Here is a 14,294-nt window from a genome sequence, read left to right as displayed (position 1 = left end):
AGGGGTTTCTCTGTTCTTGCAAATATACTTTAGCCTCTCTATCACAGCGGAGCTCATCATATCCGAGCATCACTTTTGGCTTTCCGATACGACCGATGCGCTTACACCTTCATGTGCCCAATTGGCATTGCTGCGACCGTTATCTTCTGGTGATCAGCACTGTGCCTAATTTATTGGATGTATTACCATAATATTGGAGCGTATTAATTCACTTGGTATATTTCTCATCAACATCAGGATATTCACAAAAATAAAATTTTTTCATTCATTCGCGATAAATATTACCAAATTTTTTGGAACTTATATTAATCATATTAGTTAATTCTGCCAATCCAGCCTCGTTGGCGCAGGCGCTTTCGTGTCCATGTATCGCGGAGTGCAAGGGTAGCTCGATACATGTGGGAGCGTGGCAGCCAGCGTGCTTCCAGACCTGCCATCGCAGCCATGCGTACATCGGAGTGCATGTTGTCGCCTGTATGCAGGATTGCTGAGGACGGTACGCCAAGGTGCTTTATCAGCCAATGGAACAGCTTTCCGCTACGTTTTGTTGCTGCTCTGTCGGCGCTGACAACCAAGGGGAGTGATGCAAGCCTTGGAATTTGTTGCTGAAGTATGGTGCGCAGGGCTTTTTCCGGCAGATACATGTCTGACGTTAGAATAACAGGCTTGTGGGCCATAATGTCGGTACAAAGTGTGGCCAGTTCGCGGTTTGCTTTTACAGCCCTGCATTCCCACTCTATCTCGGCCTTGGCCAGAATATGGTCTGCCTCAGGTGGCAGGTTGCACTGTCGTCGCAGCGAGCGGATCATTTCGGCATGTGTCACCTCAGCACTCTTTCCATGTTGGACCCGTTCAAAGGCATCCTTCTGGATTCTCAGTCGGGCCTTGTACAGAGCTTCTGCCTTGATTACGAAGCTGATGGACAATGCTTTTGCCTGAGCGGCGGCAATGTCGCCAAGACGTGAAAGTTCAGGCTGACAGCGGCGCAACAGAAGTGTGTCGAACAGATCGAAAGACACGGCTTGGATGGAGTCCGAGAGTGCGTCGCGGCGCAGGTCTTTGAGGGATGTTGCCTTGTATTCCGGCATTACTGTATGTCACTGCGCTGGAAGAACCATGTTGCGGCCAAGGTCATGTCATCATTAACCATAAGGTCCAGTGTCAGGGTGGAAACCCCGATCGGAGCCGGATCAAGAAGCGTCCACCCTAGCAGTTCGGGTGGCTGTATGGCTTGGTCTAGGCGTACGTTCTGAACGACAACCAGTATACCGCCGGGGGCTACCAATTGGGCTGTATCTGTGTGTCTGGTAATGACTAAGTCAAAGACCTCTTGGTCTGGACATCTATCCAACCCGTTCATGCGGTTTGGGATGTGAATGCCGTCGAGGTCTTTCGTATGACCGAGAAGACTGACCTTCTTCATATGGCGGCTCAGGATATCCGGTAAATGGGGTATTAGAGTTGTGACCAGTGCTTTCTTGTCTTGGTCGGCCACACCAATGTGACGGGCCGTGGCAGCAATATGGACTGCGCTGAATGTGTCTTGGGTGCGGCGGAACAGATTGGCGGCAAAGGTGCCTGACAGATAACGACGATTCAGGTCAAGCCAGGTGCGATCCTCCCAGTCTTCGGCTCCTGCCAGTCGGCTGGGAGCTTCTAGGGGGCCAGGACGCTTGGTCAGCAGAGGGATGGCAAGCTGTGATATCAGACGGGTTGAGGGACGTAGCTCTGTAACCCGGTTGCGTGCGGCGCACAGGGTCTCTTCCGGATAGCGTTCGGTCAGTGGCGGAAATGAGAGAGCAGCCAGAACCGCCTCTCCGGCACGGCCTGCAAGGTCTTCTTGCCAAGCGGTTGGTGACCCCCTCAGGATTCCTTCAATCACGCTGGACAGTCGCACGGCTTCTGTAACGGGAACAGGTTGTGCACGCTGCATATGAGTCTGTAGCCAAGCCGCAAGGTCGTGGGGGGTTAACCGCAAGGGAAGTTGACCAGAGGGTGTGACGGTTCCATGTCGGACACGTCCACTGAAAGGTGTGCGACTACTATTGAGGCAGGCATTGACCATGGTTTCGAAGCGGTTATGAATAGCATTGATGGTAATGACCATACGTGGGCTTAATCCCTTGGATATGCGATCCTGTTCGATATCCACCATTCTCAGGAATGTATCATGCACAGGGGCCAGTGCATCAAGGTCGGTTTGGCTCCATCCTGCCAGACTACGCTGTTGTGTTTCTTCCGGCCGCCCAAATTCGAAGACAAGGATATTGGCGGTTTTCAGTGCTATGTTGTTGTTTGCTTCAAATGAACCTTGGAACGCCATATTTTTCCAAGCTCTTTGTGCCAATCCAAGCATGTCTGTGCGGGTACCAAACCAAGCCAATTGACGGTCGCGGGGCTGGTGTACCAGAAGGTCCACCAGAAAAGGCAGGGTATGGTGGGGATCGTAGCCTGCCATGTCAGGGCAATCAGGCCGGTAGGTTGAAAAGGTAGGGGTGCGTTCTGGCGGTGGCAGGACATTAGCCAGAAAGCCAGATACAGTGAACGTTCTGTGCCTTAGCCGTATTTCTTCCAGTTCTGTGTTCGCCAATCCCCAGCTGTCAGCCTGGTGGGGGAGCTTGTCCTCTGTAATGTCCCGATAGAAACTCCAGTAGTCGTTTTCTGTATGGTTATGCCCATGCAGAATTCCTCCACCCCGGGTATGGTCACAGTGAAAGCCAAGCAGACGTGTTTCCAGACTTTGTGGGGGACCAAGGTGTATGAGCAACCGTTTCGCAAGATTTGAGTCAACAATCCAGCCATTGAGCATGCGTTCATCAAAGCCGTGGATCGTTTCCAGTGCTGTACGTGGGATCAGCTGGAAATCTCCGTGGTTGTCAAAGCGGGCAGGTGGGCTGCCTTCGACTACATGATGCAGGTGAAGGCGTGCCCCTTTTTCTGCCAGAAACGCAATGGTGCCAGCCGGGTCGCTGCGATCACATTCTTCCCATATTGCCTGTGGCAACTCGAAGCGTGGCAGGTGATGACAGGCTTCCGGGAGCGTTGCCACAATCTCGGACAAGGGGCACCTGTCCGGGCGTGGTACCAGCACCATGTCGGGGTTGGTGGACAGAACCCATGAATTGGTAGGGTTTGCCCGGCGCAGAGCTGCATTGCGGGCTACGGGCTCACATACATTAAGGTGGGTCCTATTCCGGATGGGGTCATGGTGATGCGGGCGTACCCTTAGTATCCGCAGGTATCTTTTTGCTGCTGTCGTCAGTGTATCTGCAATCGCTTCTGGGAACGTGGGAAGGGTATCGGGGGTGTTGTAGTCAACGAATAGAATTTCATCATCTGTTCCGGCCATGAGTTCAGCCATGCAGTTCAGGCTGATCGCGGCTCGTTTGTGAAGGTTGTGGCCATGATTGTCATTGCGGCCATAAAGAATCAGGGACAGCATTGGTTTTCTGGTCCAAGTGCAGGGAGCGCAAGGGCTTTGGCTTCATACAGCAGTTGTTCGTCTGTCCATCCTGCCTGACGGGCTGCGCCAGCCGGCCATGGCATGGCGGTGCGATCTAGATTCCATGGATTGCCGACGGAAGCGGGTGCTAGTCGTCGTGTGCTGGCGTCCAGGGTTTCTTCATAAACCCATGGGGCCAAGATGTCGGTTTCTTCAAGAGTGGGTAAAGAAAGGAAGCGAGCCAGTTTTAGCCGAGCTGCTGCTGCATGGATTCTCAAGGATGCTTTTGCCTCTGTTAGCAGCGCTGCCTGTAAAAGCTTGACGGCTTTTGTTTGTTTCAATGGCAATAGGGATGGAAGCCGTACCGGTAATCCGTCGACCGTATAATCGATCAGTGGGCCATCGACATTCGTGCATAGAGTTTCGAGTGGCTCTGGTGTTCGGGTGAACAGGTGAGTGAACCATTCCGGCTTTCCTAGGTGAGCCAAATATGAACGCACCGTCCCACCGCGCTGGATAGTCCAGCTGGCACCGGGTGTGGTTAAAAGATACAGCCCCAGTGTGGTGATATCTTTCTTTTCATGCTGCAGAATTTTCTGCAGGGCATTCTGGATATTCGTGGCATAGCCCAAGTCTGCAAGGATAATCTGCCTGTTGTCCAAGGCCCCGATACGTTCAAGATAGGCAAGAAGACGTGTGCGCAGACCCGATGTGGCGGTTATCAGCGCTTCTGCTGGACCTGGCTCCCGGAGCCAGGAAAGGAATGCTGCAAGTTCAGGGGAATTGGCGACTAGTGGTGTGCTTCCAGGGAGCGGGGGGTGCGGCAGTTCCATCTCTATGATGGCTTCCTTGACCATCATTGGGCGTCTGCGAGCGCGTGTCAGGATATTCAACAGACCTTCTTCATCCTCGGCAGAGAGAACCGCCGCCTTAAGGCATAGGCGGCGGTTCAGGCTGATATCATGAACCGCAGGTATCCCCAGCGCTTGAACCAGATGACCGATCAGTTGTCCCTCACGCAATATGCAGAACAGGGGTTGGTTTGGGTCATGCTGTGACGCAATCCAATGTGCAAATGAACACAGGACAGGCCCAACCGCATCCAGAAGAGGATGGTTCCATCGGGTTCCGGAGCATGGATGCCATTCCTCTCCGATACTTCGGGCCAGAGCCTGTTCCAGAATCAGGGGGGCGGAGGCCAAGATTTTCTATCCGTCAGCAATAAGCGGGATGTTTTTTCTCTGCAGGTGCCGTCATTTGGTCATGGATCCACCGATAGGTTATCTCCAGTCCTTCACGGAGCGGTGTGCACGGGGCCCAGCCCAGTAGCTCCTTGATCTTTGTGTTGTCTGAGTTGCGCCCTCGAACCCCTTTCGGTGCGTTCAGGGCATAACGGCGCTTCAGTTTGATGCCGGCAATGTCTTCGGCGATATCGACAAGTGTGTTGATGGTTACAAGTTGGTCAGATCCAAGATTAAGGGGATCATGTACAGGGCTGGAGGTGATCAGGTCTATGCCATGCAGGCAGTCATCTATGTACATGAAGCTGCGTGTCTGCTCCCCATCACCCCAAATCTCGATTTCATGGTGTCCGCTCAATTTTGCCTGAATAACCTTGCGGCAGATAGCAGCTGGCGCTTTTTCCCGGCCACCATCGTAGGTGCCGTATGGTCCATAAACATTATGGAAGCGGGCTACTTGCGTGGGGATCTTGTAATCTTCCCGGAAATGTCGGCACATTCGTTCCGAAAACAGTTTCTCCCATCCATAACCATCTTCCGGCATTGCAGGATAGGCATCGTCTTCACGAAGGGGGACAACAGTGGCCTGTTTCTGTTTCTCAGCATTATAGACGCAGGCTGATGATGCGTAGAAGTAACCCTTGATATCCTGATTGCGGGCAGCCATCAGGAGGTGTGTATTGATCAGAACCGAGACCATGCAATCGGCGCGGTGATTCTCGATGAACCCCATGCCGCCCATGTCACAAGCAAGATTGAATATCCTGCTGGTTCCCGCAACAGCCTGTTGAGCTGCATCACTGTTGCGGAGGTCCAGTTGCAGATTCTCGGCTTCCGGAATCAGTTGGTACCATGTTTCTTTTGGCTTGATATCTACGACTCTGATATGGCGCGCTCCGGCCTCAACCAGTTTCTTGGTCAGAAAACCACCAATGAAACCGCCACCACCGGCTACAAGAACAGAATCTTCTGTCGTTACGCACTTCACGCTCTGGTCCTCCTGTCTTCAGACTGTGACAACGGTTTCATCATGCTTCAGCATTGATGATGTGTTGTTTCGGCCGGGTATTTCCATGTGAGCGACTTTGGCTATGGCATGTGGTACGATTCTCCACGGGTCGATAACGGTCACAGGTCGTCCGGTGCGTTGAAAAGGTTCATGAGAGAGGGTGCCGTATTCTTGCCAGGGGGTCATCACCACGATTGTTTGGGCGGCAGTGATAGCCTCAGCTGCAGATATGACGATCCATGCATCTTGACCCAGAACAGCCTGTGCGGTTGACCCGGCCTTTGGATCATGACAGAGCACCTTGAACCCTGTTTTAGCCAGTTTTTGGGCCAGCTTGATACCATGGCTTTCTTCCACAACGCTGGTATCAGGTTTATAGGACAGGCCAAGGACTGCGACCGTGTCTCCCTTTCTTGTGCAGGTCGTAATCTTGTTAGCCATGCGGTCCAGCTGCATCTGATTTATGGTTTCTGTTGCTTCAGCCAGAAGCGGACTGGCACCCAAGGCACGTGCCATGGAAGAAAATGCAATATTATCGCGCGGGAAGCAGGGGCCTCCATAGCCAGTCGCGCCCTGCAGGTATTTACTGCCAATTCTGCTATCAAGACCCAAGGCTGAGGTCAGGACTTTTACATCGGCTCCCGGCAGGCGATCACAGATATCTGAAAGCATGTTCGCATAAGAAATCTTGGTTGTGACAAATGTATTGACCGTGATCTTTGTGAGTTCTGCATTGACCAGATTCATACGCTGCACCGGAGGTGTTCCGGTGCAGGCGGAAAGAATAAGATCAGAGACAATTTCTCCGGCACGGGGGTCTGATTCTCCAACCAGCACCATATCGGGATGCATGAGGTCGTGGATAACCCGGCCCAAGGCAATGAATTCCGGGCTGTAGCACAGGCCAATGTCAAAGCCCACGCGCCGCCCTGAAGCCGATTCAAGTGTAGACCGGATTTCACCATCACATGAACCCGGCATGACTGTACTTGTGATGCATACGACATGGTAGGAGGACTTGGATCGTATATTGTTGCCAAGTTCTCTTATTGCATTCAGCACATGAGTATTTGAGAAGGCACCCTTTGTGTCGCTGGGGGTCGGAACAATAATACATGTAACATCTGAATCAAGTGCTGCTATCCTGAAGCAGGTTGTTGCCGACAGTCGGCCCTGTGCCCGGTTGATCATGTCCTGAAGTTGAGGCTCATCAACTGGTGCTATGCCATTGTTAATCGATTGCACAGTGCAGTTATTGAGATCAACGCCGATAACATTATGACCTTTAGCAGCAAGAACAGCAGCCAAAGGTGCCCCTAGTTTGCCAAGGCCAATGACGGAAACGTTCATATTTGTTTGCCCCTATGTGTTCTATTCGCCCCAGTAGACTGACGCGCAGTCGCAGTTTGTGCCTTGATCAGGTCTGTTCTTGTGCGTTGTCCTTTTTTCCGAGACCGTTCATATCAGTAAAGCTTCAAGGTCAATCTTGTTGTGATAATGTCGTTGAGAAACGGAAAAATACATTGATTAATAGAGATTAAATCTGTTCATGGTCTGGTGCAATGACCATATGCGGAGATTCTATCAAATAGTTTTGTTTGAATAAGAATGATATTATTTATTTGTTATAGTGATATAAGCTAACATAGTGATGAGATCGTATTTCATGATTAAATGGAACCGACATTCTTATAATATGCCCAAATACGATTTTTTATTGATATTGATCGTATTGATTATGTTGTGTATTTTTTGCGGTCTGTTTTTTTCTATAGGTTTGCCATGCTTGATGATATCGAGAACGTGTGCACTTATTGGGATTTCCGACCCTGCAACATTCGTCATTTGCGCTTGTCGGTTGGTACTGAAGCTTATTTTGACGAGATTGAGCCGTGTAAATATTTTGTTGAATCCCATATCCCAAGCTTTGCAGATTTCTCGCGCTGGTATGGGAAGAGCGTCTTGGAGATCAGGCTGTAGTATAGGGGCCGATGCCGTGAATTTTGTGCGAGCCGGAGCGGATTATAGCGGGCTTGATTTGTTGGAACCCGGTTTGGATATTGCACGCACTAGGTTCCGGATTTTGGAGCCTTGCTTGGGCCGTTATCTTTTAATCAAGGCAAGGTCCGTATGTTTCTCTTATCAGTTTGTTAAGTAAGGATTAAGGGGGGGCTGTGATATCGATCATTGTCTATGGCCGCAATGACTCTCATGGCTATAATTTGCACAAGCGCGCCGCTATAAGCCTCAATTGCTTGGCAGAGATGCTGGGTGATCTAGGTGATGAGATCGTTTTTGTTGATTATAATACGCCTGATGATCTGCCGACCTTTCCCGAATCTATAAGGGATACACTTACGCCCACAGTGTGGAAGAAATTGCGTATTATACGGGTCAGGTCTCGTGATCATGAACATATTCGGCTCAAGACGCATTTGATGGCAATAGAGCCTATAGCCCGTAATGTCGGTGTACGTCGCTCTAATCATCGAAATTCTTGGATTTTATCTACAAATACGGACATGGTTTTCATTCCACGTGGGCCTTTTGCCACACTATCTGAAGCCTTTTCCAGTCTTGAGCGGGGCTACTATTGTTTACCCAGATTTGAGGTTCCTGACACTCTGTGGGAGTGCTTTGATCGTTTCAAGCCGAGGCAGATTATCAAGGATCTGGAGCAGCTTGGTCTTGATCTGCATCTGAAAGAAGTTGTTTGTTGCCCTCATCCTGTGCAATTTGATGCACCCGGAGATTTCCAGCTGGTTACTAGGGAGGACTTCTTTGCAGTTGGTGGCTTCAATGAACAAATGATTCATGGTTGGCATGTAGACTCAAACTTTGCAAAGCGCATGCAGATTCACTTTGGTGACGTTCATGATGCTACAGATTGTTTAAGTGGTTTTCATCTCGGCCATACTCGTGTTGTTGGGTCCTTTCACAGCGGGCATCAGCGTCCGGAGAACGACCTTCGGCGTTTTTTTGATAATGTTACGGTTGCTGACGTGCCTGCATGTTCTGAAACGTGGGGACTTAACGGCATTGAGCTTGAGGAATTCTGTCTTTCTTCCGTACGGAGTACTTTGTTCATCGATGGATTGAAGGCCGTTCTTCCCAGAATGCCTGCGCATTGTTTTGAGAGTCGTTATGAACTTGATACTTATGATAGTCTCGACTATCCGGTTGAGCATACGGTTCCCCATTTACTGGACCTCCTGATCAATATTGCTCCGCAGGATATTATCGGCTGGTTTGGTACCGGAGCCTCTTTGCTCCAGCTGTTTGGTGATGCCATGGTTGCTTCTGGGGGGGCATCCAATCCTGTATGGGTAGCGGAAAGCGTGGCCCATCTCATTGATATAGAAAAAGGTAAAAACATTCAGGTTGTTGCCGATACTCAGGTGCTACGGCACGCTGATGTCTTTGTTTTTGAGTTTGGGGTGTGTTCCCGAGGACAGGATGGCTATAGGCAGCGCAAGTGGTCGATTGCCGACATGAATGCTGTTGCTCCGGTGCGTCGTGGGTTTTTGCAGCTGGTTGACATCGAGGCGGGGGCTCATGTTGCTGGGCAGCCCCTGCGAAGGATCATCGCTGTCAACGCCATGCATAACCATTTCGAGGGGTTGGTTCATAGCCATCTCTCGGTTAATCGTACGCCATTCAGCACCCGTGTCCGACAGGGATACGTTATTGTTCCAGAACAGAACGCAGATGAAAGGTGTGATCCCCGGGAGTTGGGGAGGTGGTTGAGGGCTGCTATGGGACGGCGTCAGCCCGTACCTATCACGGAGGCTGTACGGTTATCCACGATACTATATGAGATGGTAGAGAGTTCTGAGGTTGTGCCAAGATCTTGGAGGGAAGCCTTGAGGGTGGCTGATGGTCTTTTAACCTTATCCACGCATCCAAAGTTAGCACAAGATATTGATGAAGAAAAACTTTCAGCCCTGCGGCAACGTGTCGACGCTGACCGTTATTCAGTCCAGCTACGCCATCGGGTGAGTGTACCAGTTCTGTGTGCTGCATCGGATCCTGAACGGTATCCTTCACGCCTTTCTGCCATTGAGGATTGGGAAGATCCTGACTTCCTGCGTTTTGCAAGGCATTATTTTACAGGGGCATTTGCTGCAAATATTCTTCGCAGATCTCGCGGGATTTGGTTCCGTTGCCATGTTCTTGCTGTCTTGGAACGTTTGGGATGGGGTGATGGGGGGCAACGCTCGCTGGTTATTGTTGGGCAGCATGCGGATGCTATTCATCATTTTCTGAGTAACCACTACCACCGTGTCGATGTTGTTTTGGATGGTTCACACGACTTCCCCCACGTTGAGAAAGTGTGGTGTGAGCCTTCCCGAATTCACGTTCTCCCTGCACTCCCGAGGAGCGGTGCTCCATACGGGGTTGTGGTTTCCCTTGTTAAGGATCGTTTCCGTCGCGGAGCTGGTCTTGACGAGATCTTTGGGTATCTTGCAGAGCTTGCTGACTTGGTTGGCATGGGTGGTATCGTTGCGATTGTCTGCCATATGGATCTGGGGATGTCCGAATCTTATGACCGTTTTACTCTCAGTTTGGCGTCAGATACAGGGTTTGCACAGTCTTGCATGAGCTGTCTTGGCTTGGAAATGTTGCCTGCAGCGCCAGTGGGAATTAGCGTAGCAACGCTGGACAGATATGCGGCAGAATCCGAAGATTTGTCTGCGCCTCACTTTGTTTATGAGGACGAAGGTGCACTGGTTGCCAGCTCTGTGTGGTTTTTTGTCAGGCGTAGTGTTGCCAAGGATGATGGGGTGGCGCAATTAGCCGGTATTGCTCGGCGTATCAATGCAAGCTTAAGAGAAGAATGGCATAACGAGCGGGTTGTGACTGGGTCTGTAGCTGCTTCCTGATATCTACAAGCTTTGATTTATATACCTGAGTTCCTCAATTGCGATATTTCCAAGCCTGACAGGGAGATTTTCATGCCGTTATGTAATGTTAATTATCAGGCTCGACTGCCAAGGTTCCTTCTGGACCGTGGCTTATTGCGCCGTTCTTTTATGTTGCTCGACGTTGGTGCGTCTGGTGGTATCGATAAAATTTGGTCTTGTTTTGGTGACGCGTTGCAAGCTGTGGGATTTGATCCGTTGGTTGCGGAGGTTGCTCGTCTTAATTCTATAGCCCCTGCGCATCATCGTTATTTTGCTGCCTTTGTTGGTTGTCCTGAGTATCGCCAGAAGTACCCGTGTGGTTATTGGGAATCTCCAGATTCTCGTTCAAACCAACCTTTTCCGAGGGTAAGTGCTCAATGGGCTCTTTCTCTTCTTGGTATTGATTGGATCAAGGATTCTTATAATAACAATGAGGATGTTGTTCTAAGTGATGTTCTTATTTCATTAGATAAATACTGCTGCGATGAAGAAATAAGTGATGTTGATTATCTGAAAATTGATACGGATGGTAGCGATTTTGAGGTCTTGCAAGGGGCTACTCATCTCATTGATAACATGGGGCTGATGGCTATCCAAGTTGAAGCCCAGTTTCATGGTGCCGTCAGGCCAGACGCCAATTTATTTTCTAACATTGATCTTTTTCTACGTGATAGGGGGTTTACGTTATTTGATTTGGATGTCTGGCGTTATTCTCGTGCTGCCATGCCCCGACGTTTCGCTCTTCCCATACCGGCGCAGACTTGCCGTGGTCAGGTCTTGTGGGGTGAAGCACTGTATGTGCGTGACCTCGGTGATCCACTTTATGCAGAAAAATGGCCTGACTATTCTTTTGATGCGCAAAAGCTTCTAAAGTTGTGTGCTATTTTTGATGTGTGTGGGCTGGCTGATTGCGCTGTAGAGCTTCTGATTAATCACCGTGAGACAATCGAGCTTGCCTTGGGGGAAAGGGGCATCGTAGACGAGATGATTAACACAGTGATCCCGCGTGTGGATGGTCGGAGTGTTGATTACAAGGAATATCTAGAGTTATGCACGCGACTGACGAAGGAGCGACTTTATACAGAACTGCCTCTGTAGCGATGTATGTAATACGTATTGCGGCCAGTCATAGGTTTAATTATTTTCATTAATAATTGTTTTAGATGCAATAATTAATCGATTGTTATTATAAATATTTATTTTCATGTGAAGCGTATTATGTATTGTAATGAAGTGCATGAATGACCTCTGGGGGGGTGGGAATGCGCTGCGCGGCTCCATGGTACGAGATGAACGTTCAGGCCCCTGATAACAGTGTTTCGACATGCTGTTATTACTATGGAAATATGCCTTTCTGGGATCGCCTTGAGAATGCCGATTCTTCCGTTCTTGATGTATGGAACCATCCTGATATCCAGTACATTCGGCGTATTCAAATGGGTGAGACAACAGATTCGTACGGATGTGAGGGGTGTGGTTACTTCTCGAACCAGACTGACAAGGATGACGTTCCATACTTTAACTTTGAAGCTCCGCCTGACTTGTCTGAAAAGCAGCGTCAGAACTTTGATCTTGCAAAATCTGAATTTGAATCTCGTGCAATAGAGCTGAAGTCACTTCCCCTCCGTCAGTTCTTCTTCTTTGGCTATCAGTGCAACATTGACATGTATCATGTGTATCCAGATTCCGCGTCGTCGTGAGGTCCGGCGGTGGGTTCTGAATAATCTCTATGAACGCTGTAGGGAGTACTTTCCTTATGCTCTCTCGGTTGATTGCATGGGGGGTGATCCTTTTGCCATTCCGTCTGCGCTCAAGTTTATGCGTTGCTTTGTTGATGATCCTGACTTAGATGCTGTCCGTCTCAATATTTTCACCAATGGCCACCTTATTGATCGTCATCTGGATTGGCTGATGGCCAACAGGACTGCCATTAAGCCTGTCAACTATCGAGAGGTTTGTGCTGATGATGGGTTGGTCAAGGAGGTGACTCTCCACATTAGCGATGCCGCAAGGAGTCGATACAAGTACCTGTTGGCCCAGCTTGGATCGGCGGTTCCAAAAAAGTTTAATGTGTTGCCGGATTCTTTTGAGGTTCTATTCTAGTTCATCAGACTCTGTCGGAACTGCCAAGTCTTTGTGGTCAGGGTAACTTGAAGTCTATCTGGGGTGTGTTCTATGGTGCTCTGCGCCACATGCGCGAGTGCGTCTCTCGTGCATCTTTTATTTTAATTTAAAACTATATTTTCTTGAAAATGGAGCGGGCGAAGGGATTCGAACCCTCGACCCCAACCTTGGCAAGGTTGTGCTCTACCCCTGAGCTACGCCCGCTCGGCGGACAGGATGTTTTCCTGTCGGGTGGAGGCGCTATATAGCGGGTTCGCTGTTGCTTGTGCAAGAACTTTTTGGGCTGATAATCATTTTTTCTTCCCGGAATCAGGCAACAGGTATGGTTGTGCCCTTGTCAGCCGGATTACTTCGGTCCATCTATACGATGGTTTCACGTTGACAGCAGGATTTTATCAGCCATGGCGATTATTTTTGACGGACAGGACCAGCGCCATACCGCAGCCCGGACTACCTCCGGTGAAGCAGGTTCCCTTGTCAAGGATACCGATGCTGCCCGTTTTGTCGCCGATGTTATTGATGCTTCGTTCCATGCACCGGTCCTTGTTGACTTCTGGGCTCCGTGGTGTGAGCCGTGCAAGACCCTAGGGCCGTTGCTAGAGAAGCTTGTTCATCAGGCAAAGGGTGCGGTGCGTATGGTCAAGGTCAATATTGACCAGAGCCGTGCGTTGGCTGCGCAGTTCCGGATCCAGTCTGTTCCTGCGGTTTATGCTTTTCGTGATGGCCGTCCTGTGGATGGTTTTGTCGGGGCTTTACCCGAGAGCCAAATCAAGGCTTTTATCAAGCGTCTTTCCGGAGCCGATAACCCGTTGGAGATGGCTCTGGAGGAGGCAAAAGTGTTGGTTGAAGCCGGGGATATTGAGTCTTCATTGGCCCTTTATCAGCAAATTTTGACACAGGATCCATCCTGTGCTGCCGCTGCGGCTGGTATTGTGACCGGTTGCCTGGCACTGGGGAATGTTGTGGAAGCGCGCGCCTTTCTTGAACAGGTTCCGGATTCAATGCGGTCATCTTCGGATATGCGTGCTGCGCAGACACGTTTGGAGTTGGCCGAGGAGGCCGGTCGCGGCGAGGGCGCGGTGCATGACCTGGAGTCCCGCGTTGCAGCAAGCCCTGGTGATCACCAGGCCCGCTATGATCTGGCTATGGCCTATGTTGCTGCGGACCGGAGACAGGACGCGGCAAATGCCCTGCTGGATATCATCCGCATGGACCGGACCTGGAATGATGAGCAGGCCCGGCACCAGCTCCTCAAGTTGTTCGAGGCATTTGGCCATGCTGACCCGGTGACTGTTCATGCCCGTAGGCAGTTGTCATCCCTTTTGTTTTCCTGATACCAAGTTCCTTGCAGGACGGAGTTTCCTTCATGACGGAAAAGATCCAGAGCCATCATACGGTTGACCCAAAGCTTCTGGAGATACTGGTCTGCCCCCTGTCCAGGGGGCCCTTGCGCTATGATGCCGAGGCCCAGGAGCTCATATCTGACAAGGCAGGACTGGCCTATCCCATACGGGATGGTATCCCCATCATGCTGGTTGACGAGGCCCGGTCGCTTGATGGAAAAGGTCCCTGAC

11 protein-coding genes and 1 tRNA gene are annotated in these 14,294 nt (G+C 50.3%); 6 read left to right on the top strand and 6 right to left on the bottom strand.

Annotated features, from left to right (window positions below; all coding sequences use genetic code 11):
- Nucleotides 1-314 precede the first annotated feature (314 nt).
- The 5 genes from AY555_RS03360 to AY555_RS03340 are packed head-to-tail and all read right to left on the bottom strand — an operon-like array spanning nucleotide 315 to nucleotide 7,042.
- Nucleotides 315-1,088, bottom strand: coding sequence for an HAD family hydrolase (locus AY555_RS03360; protein ID WP_066133450.1), 774 nt, complete (start codon nucleotides 1,086-1,088; stop codon nucleotides 315-317).
- The gene (locus AY555_RS03355; RefSeq protein ID WP_066133447.1) at nucleotides 1,088-3,442 is read right to left on the bottom strand and encodes a hypothetical protein; all 2,355 of its coding nucleotides are present in this window, start codon (nucleotides 3,440-3,442) and stop codon (nucleotides 1,088-1,090) included. Before AY555_RS03355 ends, AY555_RS03360 begins: the two co-directional genes overlap by 1 nt.
- Nucleotides 3,430-4,644 carry a hypothetical protein gene (locus AY555_RS03350; RefSeq protein WP_066133442.1) on the bottom strand — a complete coding sequence of 405 codons (1,215 nt, stop codon included), beginning with the start codon at nucleotides 4,642-4,644 and terminating at the stop codon, nucleotides 3,430-3,432. The genes AY555_RS03355 and AY555_RS03350 overlap by 13 nt, the downstream gene beginning before the upstream one ends.
- A 13-nt stretch (nucleotides 4,645-4,657) precedes the next feature.
- Complete coding sequence (locus AY555_RS03345) at nucleotides 4,658-5,671, bottom strand: NAD-dependent epimerase/dehydratase family protein (RefSeq protein WP_066133438.1); 1,014 nt, start codon at nucleotides 5,669-5,671, stop codon at nucleotides 4,658-4,660.
- A gap of 18 nt (nucleotides 5,672-5,689) precedes the next feature.
- The gene (locus AY555_RS03340; RefSeq protein WP_066133436.1) at nucleotides 5,690-7,042 is read right to left on the bottom strand and encodes a UDP-glucose dehydrogenase family protein; all 1,353 of its coding nucleotides are present in this window, start codon (nucleotides 7,040-7,042) and stop codon (nucleotides 5,690-5,692) included.
- A gap of 824 nt (nucleotides 7,043-7,866) precedes the next feature.
- Here AY555_RS03340 and AY555_RS03330 point away from each other — a divergent pair.
- The 4 genes from AY555_RS03330 to AY555_RS03315 all read left to right on the top strand — a co-directional run bounded on the left by AY555_RS03330 (nucleotide 7,867) and on the right by AY555_RS03315 (nucleotide 12,699).
- Nucleotides 7,867-10,575 (top strand): hypothetical protein, encoded by a 2,709-nt coding sequence (locus AY555_RS03330; RefSeq protein WP_066133430.1) that lies wholly within the window; start codon nucleotides 7,867-7,869, stop codon nucleotides 10,573-10,575.
- Nucleotides 10,576-10,647: 72 nt separating this feature from the next.
- On the top strand, nucleotides 10,648-11,694 hold the full coding sequence (locus AY555_RS03325) for an FkbM family methyltransferase (protein ID WP_066133427.1): 1,047 nt from the start codon (nucleotides 10,648-10,650) through the stop codon (nucleotides 11,692-11,694).
- A gap of 143 nt (nucleotides 11,695-11,837) precedes the next feature.
- Entirely contained in the window at nucleotides 11,838-12,296 is a 459-nt protein-coding gene (locus AY555_RS03320; RefSeq protein WP_066133424.1) for an SPASM domain-containing protein, read from the top strand.
- Complete coding sequence (locus AY555_RS03315) at nucleotides 12,268-12,699, top strand: hypothetical protein (protein WP_156483283.1); 432 nt, start codon at nucleotides 12,268-12,270, stop codon at nucleotides 12,697-12,699. The genes AY555_RS03320 and AY555_RS03315 overlap by 29 nt, the downstream gene beginning before the upstream one ends.
- Nucleotides 12,700-12,849: 150 nt before the next feature.
- On the opposite strand, the gene AY555_RS03310 is transcribed toward AY555_RS03315, so the two are convergent.
- Nucleotides 12,850-12,924 (bottom strand) — tRNA-Gly (locus AY555_RS03310).
- A gap of 197 nt (nucleotides 12,925-13,121) precedes the next feature.
- Between AY555_RS03310 and AY555_RS03305 the strand changes: the two genes are divergently transcribed.
- Nucleotides 13,122-14,054 (top strand): thioredoxin family protein, encoded by a 933-nt coding sequence (locus AY555_RS03305; protein ID WP_066133418.1) that lies wholly within the window; start codon nucleotides 13,122-13,124, stop codon nucleotides 14,052-14,054.
- Between the two features lie 32 nt (nucleotides 14,055-14,086).
- On the top strand, nucleotides 14,087-14,293 hold the full coding sequence (locus tag AY555_RS03300) for a Trm112 family protein (protein WP_066133415.1): 207 nt from the start codon (nucleotides 14,087-14,089) through the stop codon (nucleotides 14,291-14,293).
- Nucleotide 14,294: the final 1 nt, after the last annotated feature.

This window comes from Haematospirillum jordaniae, from assembly GCF_001611975.1.
GTDB lineage: Bacteria > Pseudomonadota > Alphaproteobacteria > Rhodospirillales > Rhodospirillaceae > Haematospirillum > Haematospirillum jordaniae.
The sequence above is the reverse complement of the archived record's forward strand: the minus strand, read 5'-3'. Positions and strand labels throughout refer to the sequence as shown.

Coding starts and splice junctions, on each gene's coding strand:
- AY555_RS03360 (WP_066133450.1), bottom strand. CDS start 1,088: ATGCCGGAATACAAGGCAACATCCCTCAAAGACCTGCGCCGCGACGCA.
- AY555_RS03355 (WP_066133447.1), bottom strand. CDS start 3,442: ATGCTGTCCCTGATTCTTTATGGCCGCAATGACAATCATGGCCACAAC.
- AY555_RS03340 (WP_066133436.1), bottom strand. CDS start 7,042: ATGAACGTTTCCGTCATTGGCCTTGGCAAACTAGGGGCACCTTTGGCT.
- AY555_RS03325 (WP_066133427.1), top strand. CDS start 10,648: ATGCCGTTATGTAATGTTAATTATCAGGCTCGACTGCCAAGGTTCCTT.
- AY555_RS03320 (WP_066133424.1), top strand. CDS start 11,838: ATGACCTCTGGGGGGGTGGGAATGCGCTGCGCGGCTCCATGGTACGAG.
- AY555_RS03315 (WP_156483283.1), top strand. CDS start 12,268: ATGTGTATCCAGATTCCGCGTCGTCGTGAGGTCCGGCGGTGGGTTCTG.
- AY555_RS03305 (WP_066133418.1), top strand. CDS start 13,122: ATGGCGATTATTTTTGACGGACAGGACCAGCGCCATACCGCAGCCCGG.
- AY555_RS03300 (WP_066133415.1), top strand. CDS start 14,087: ATGACGGAAAAGATCCAGAGCCATCATACGGTTGACCCAAAGCTTCTG.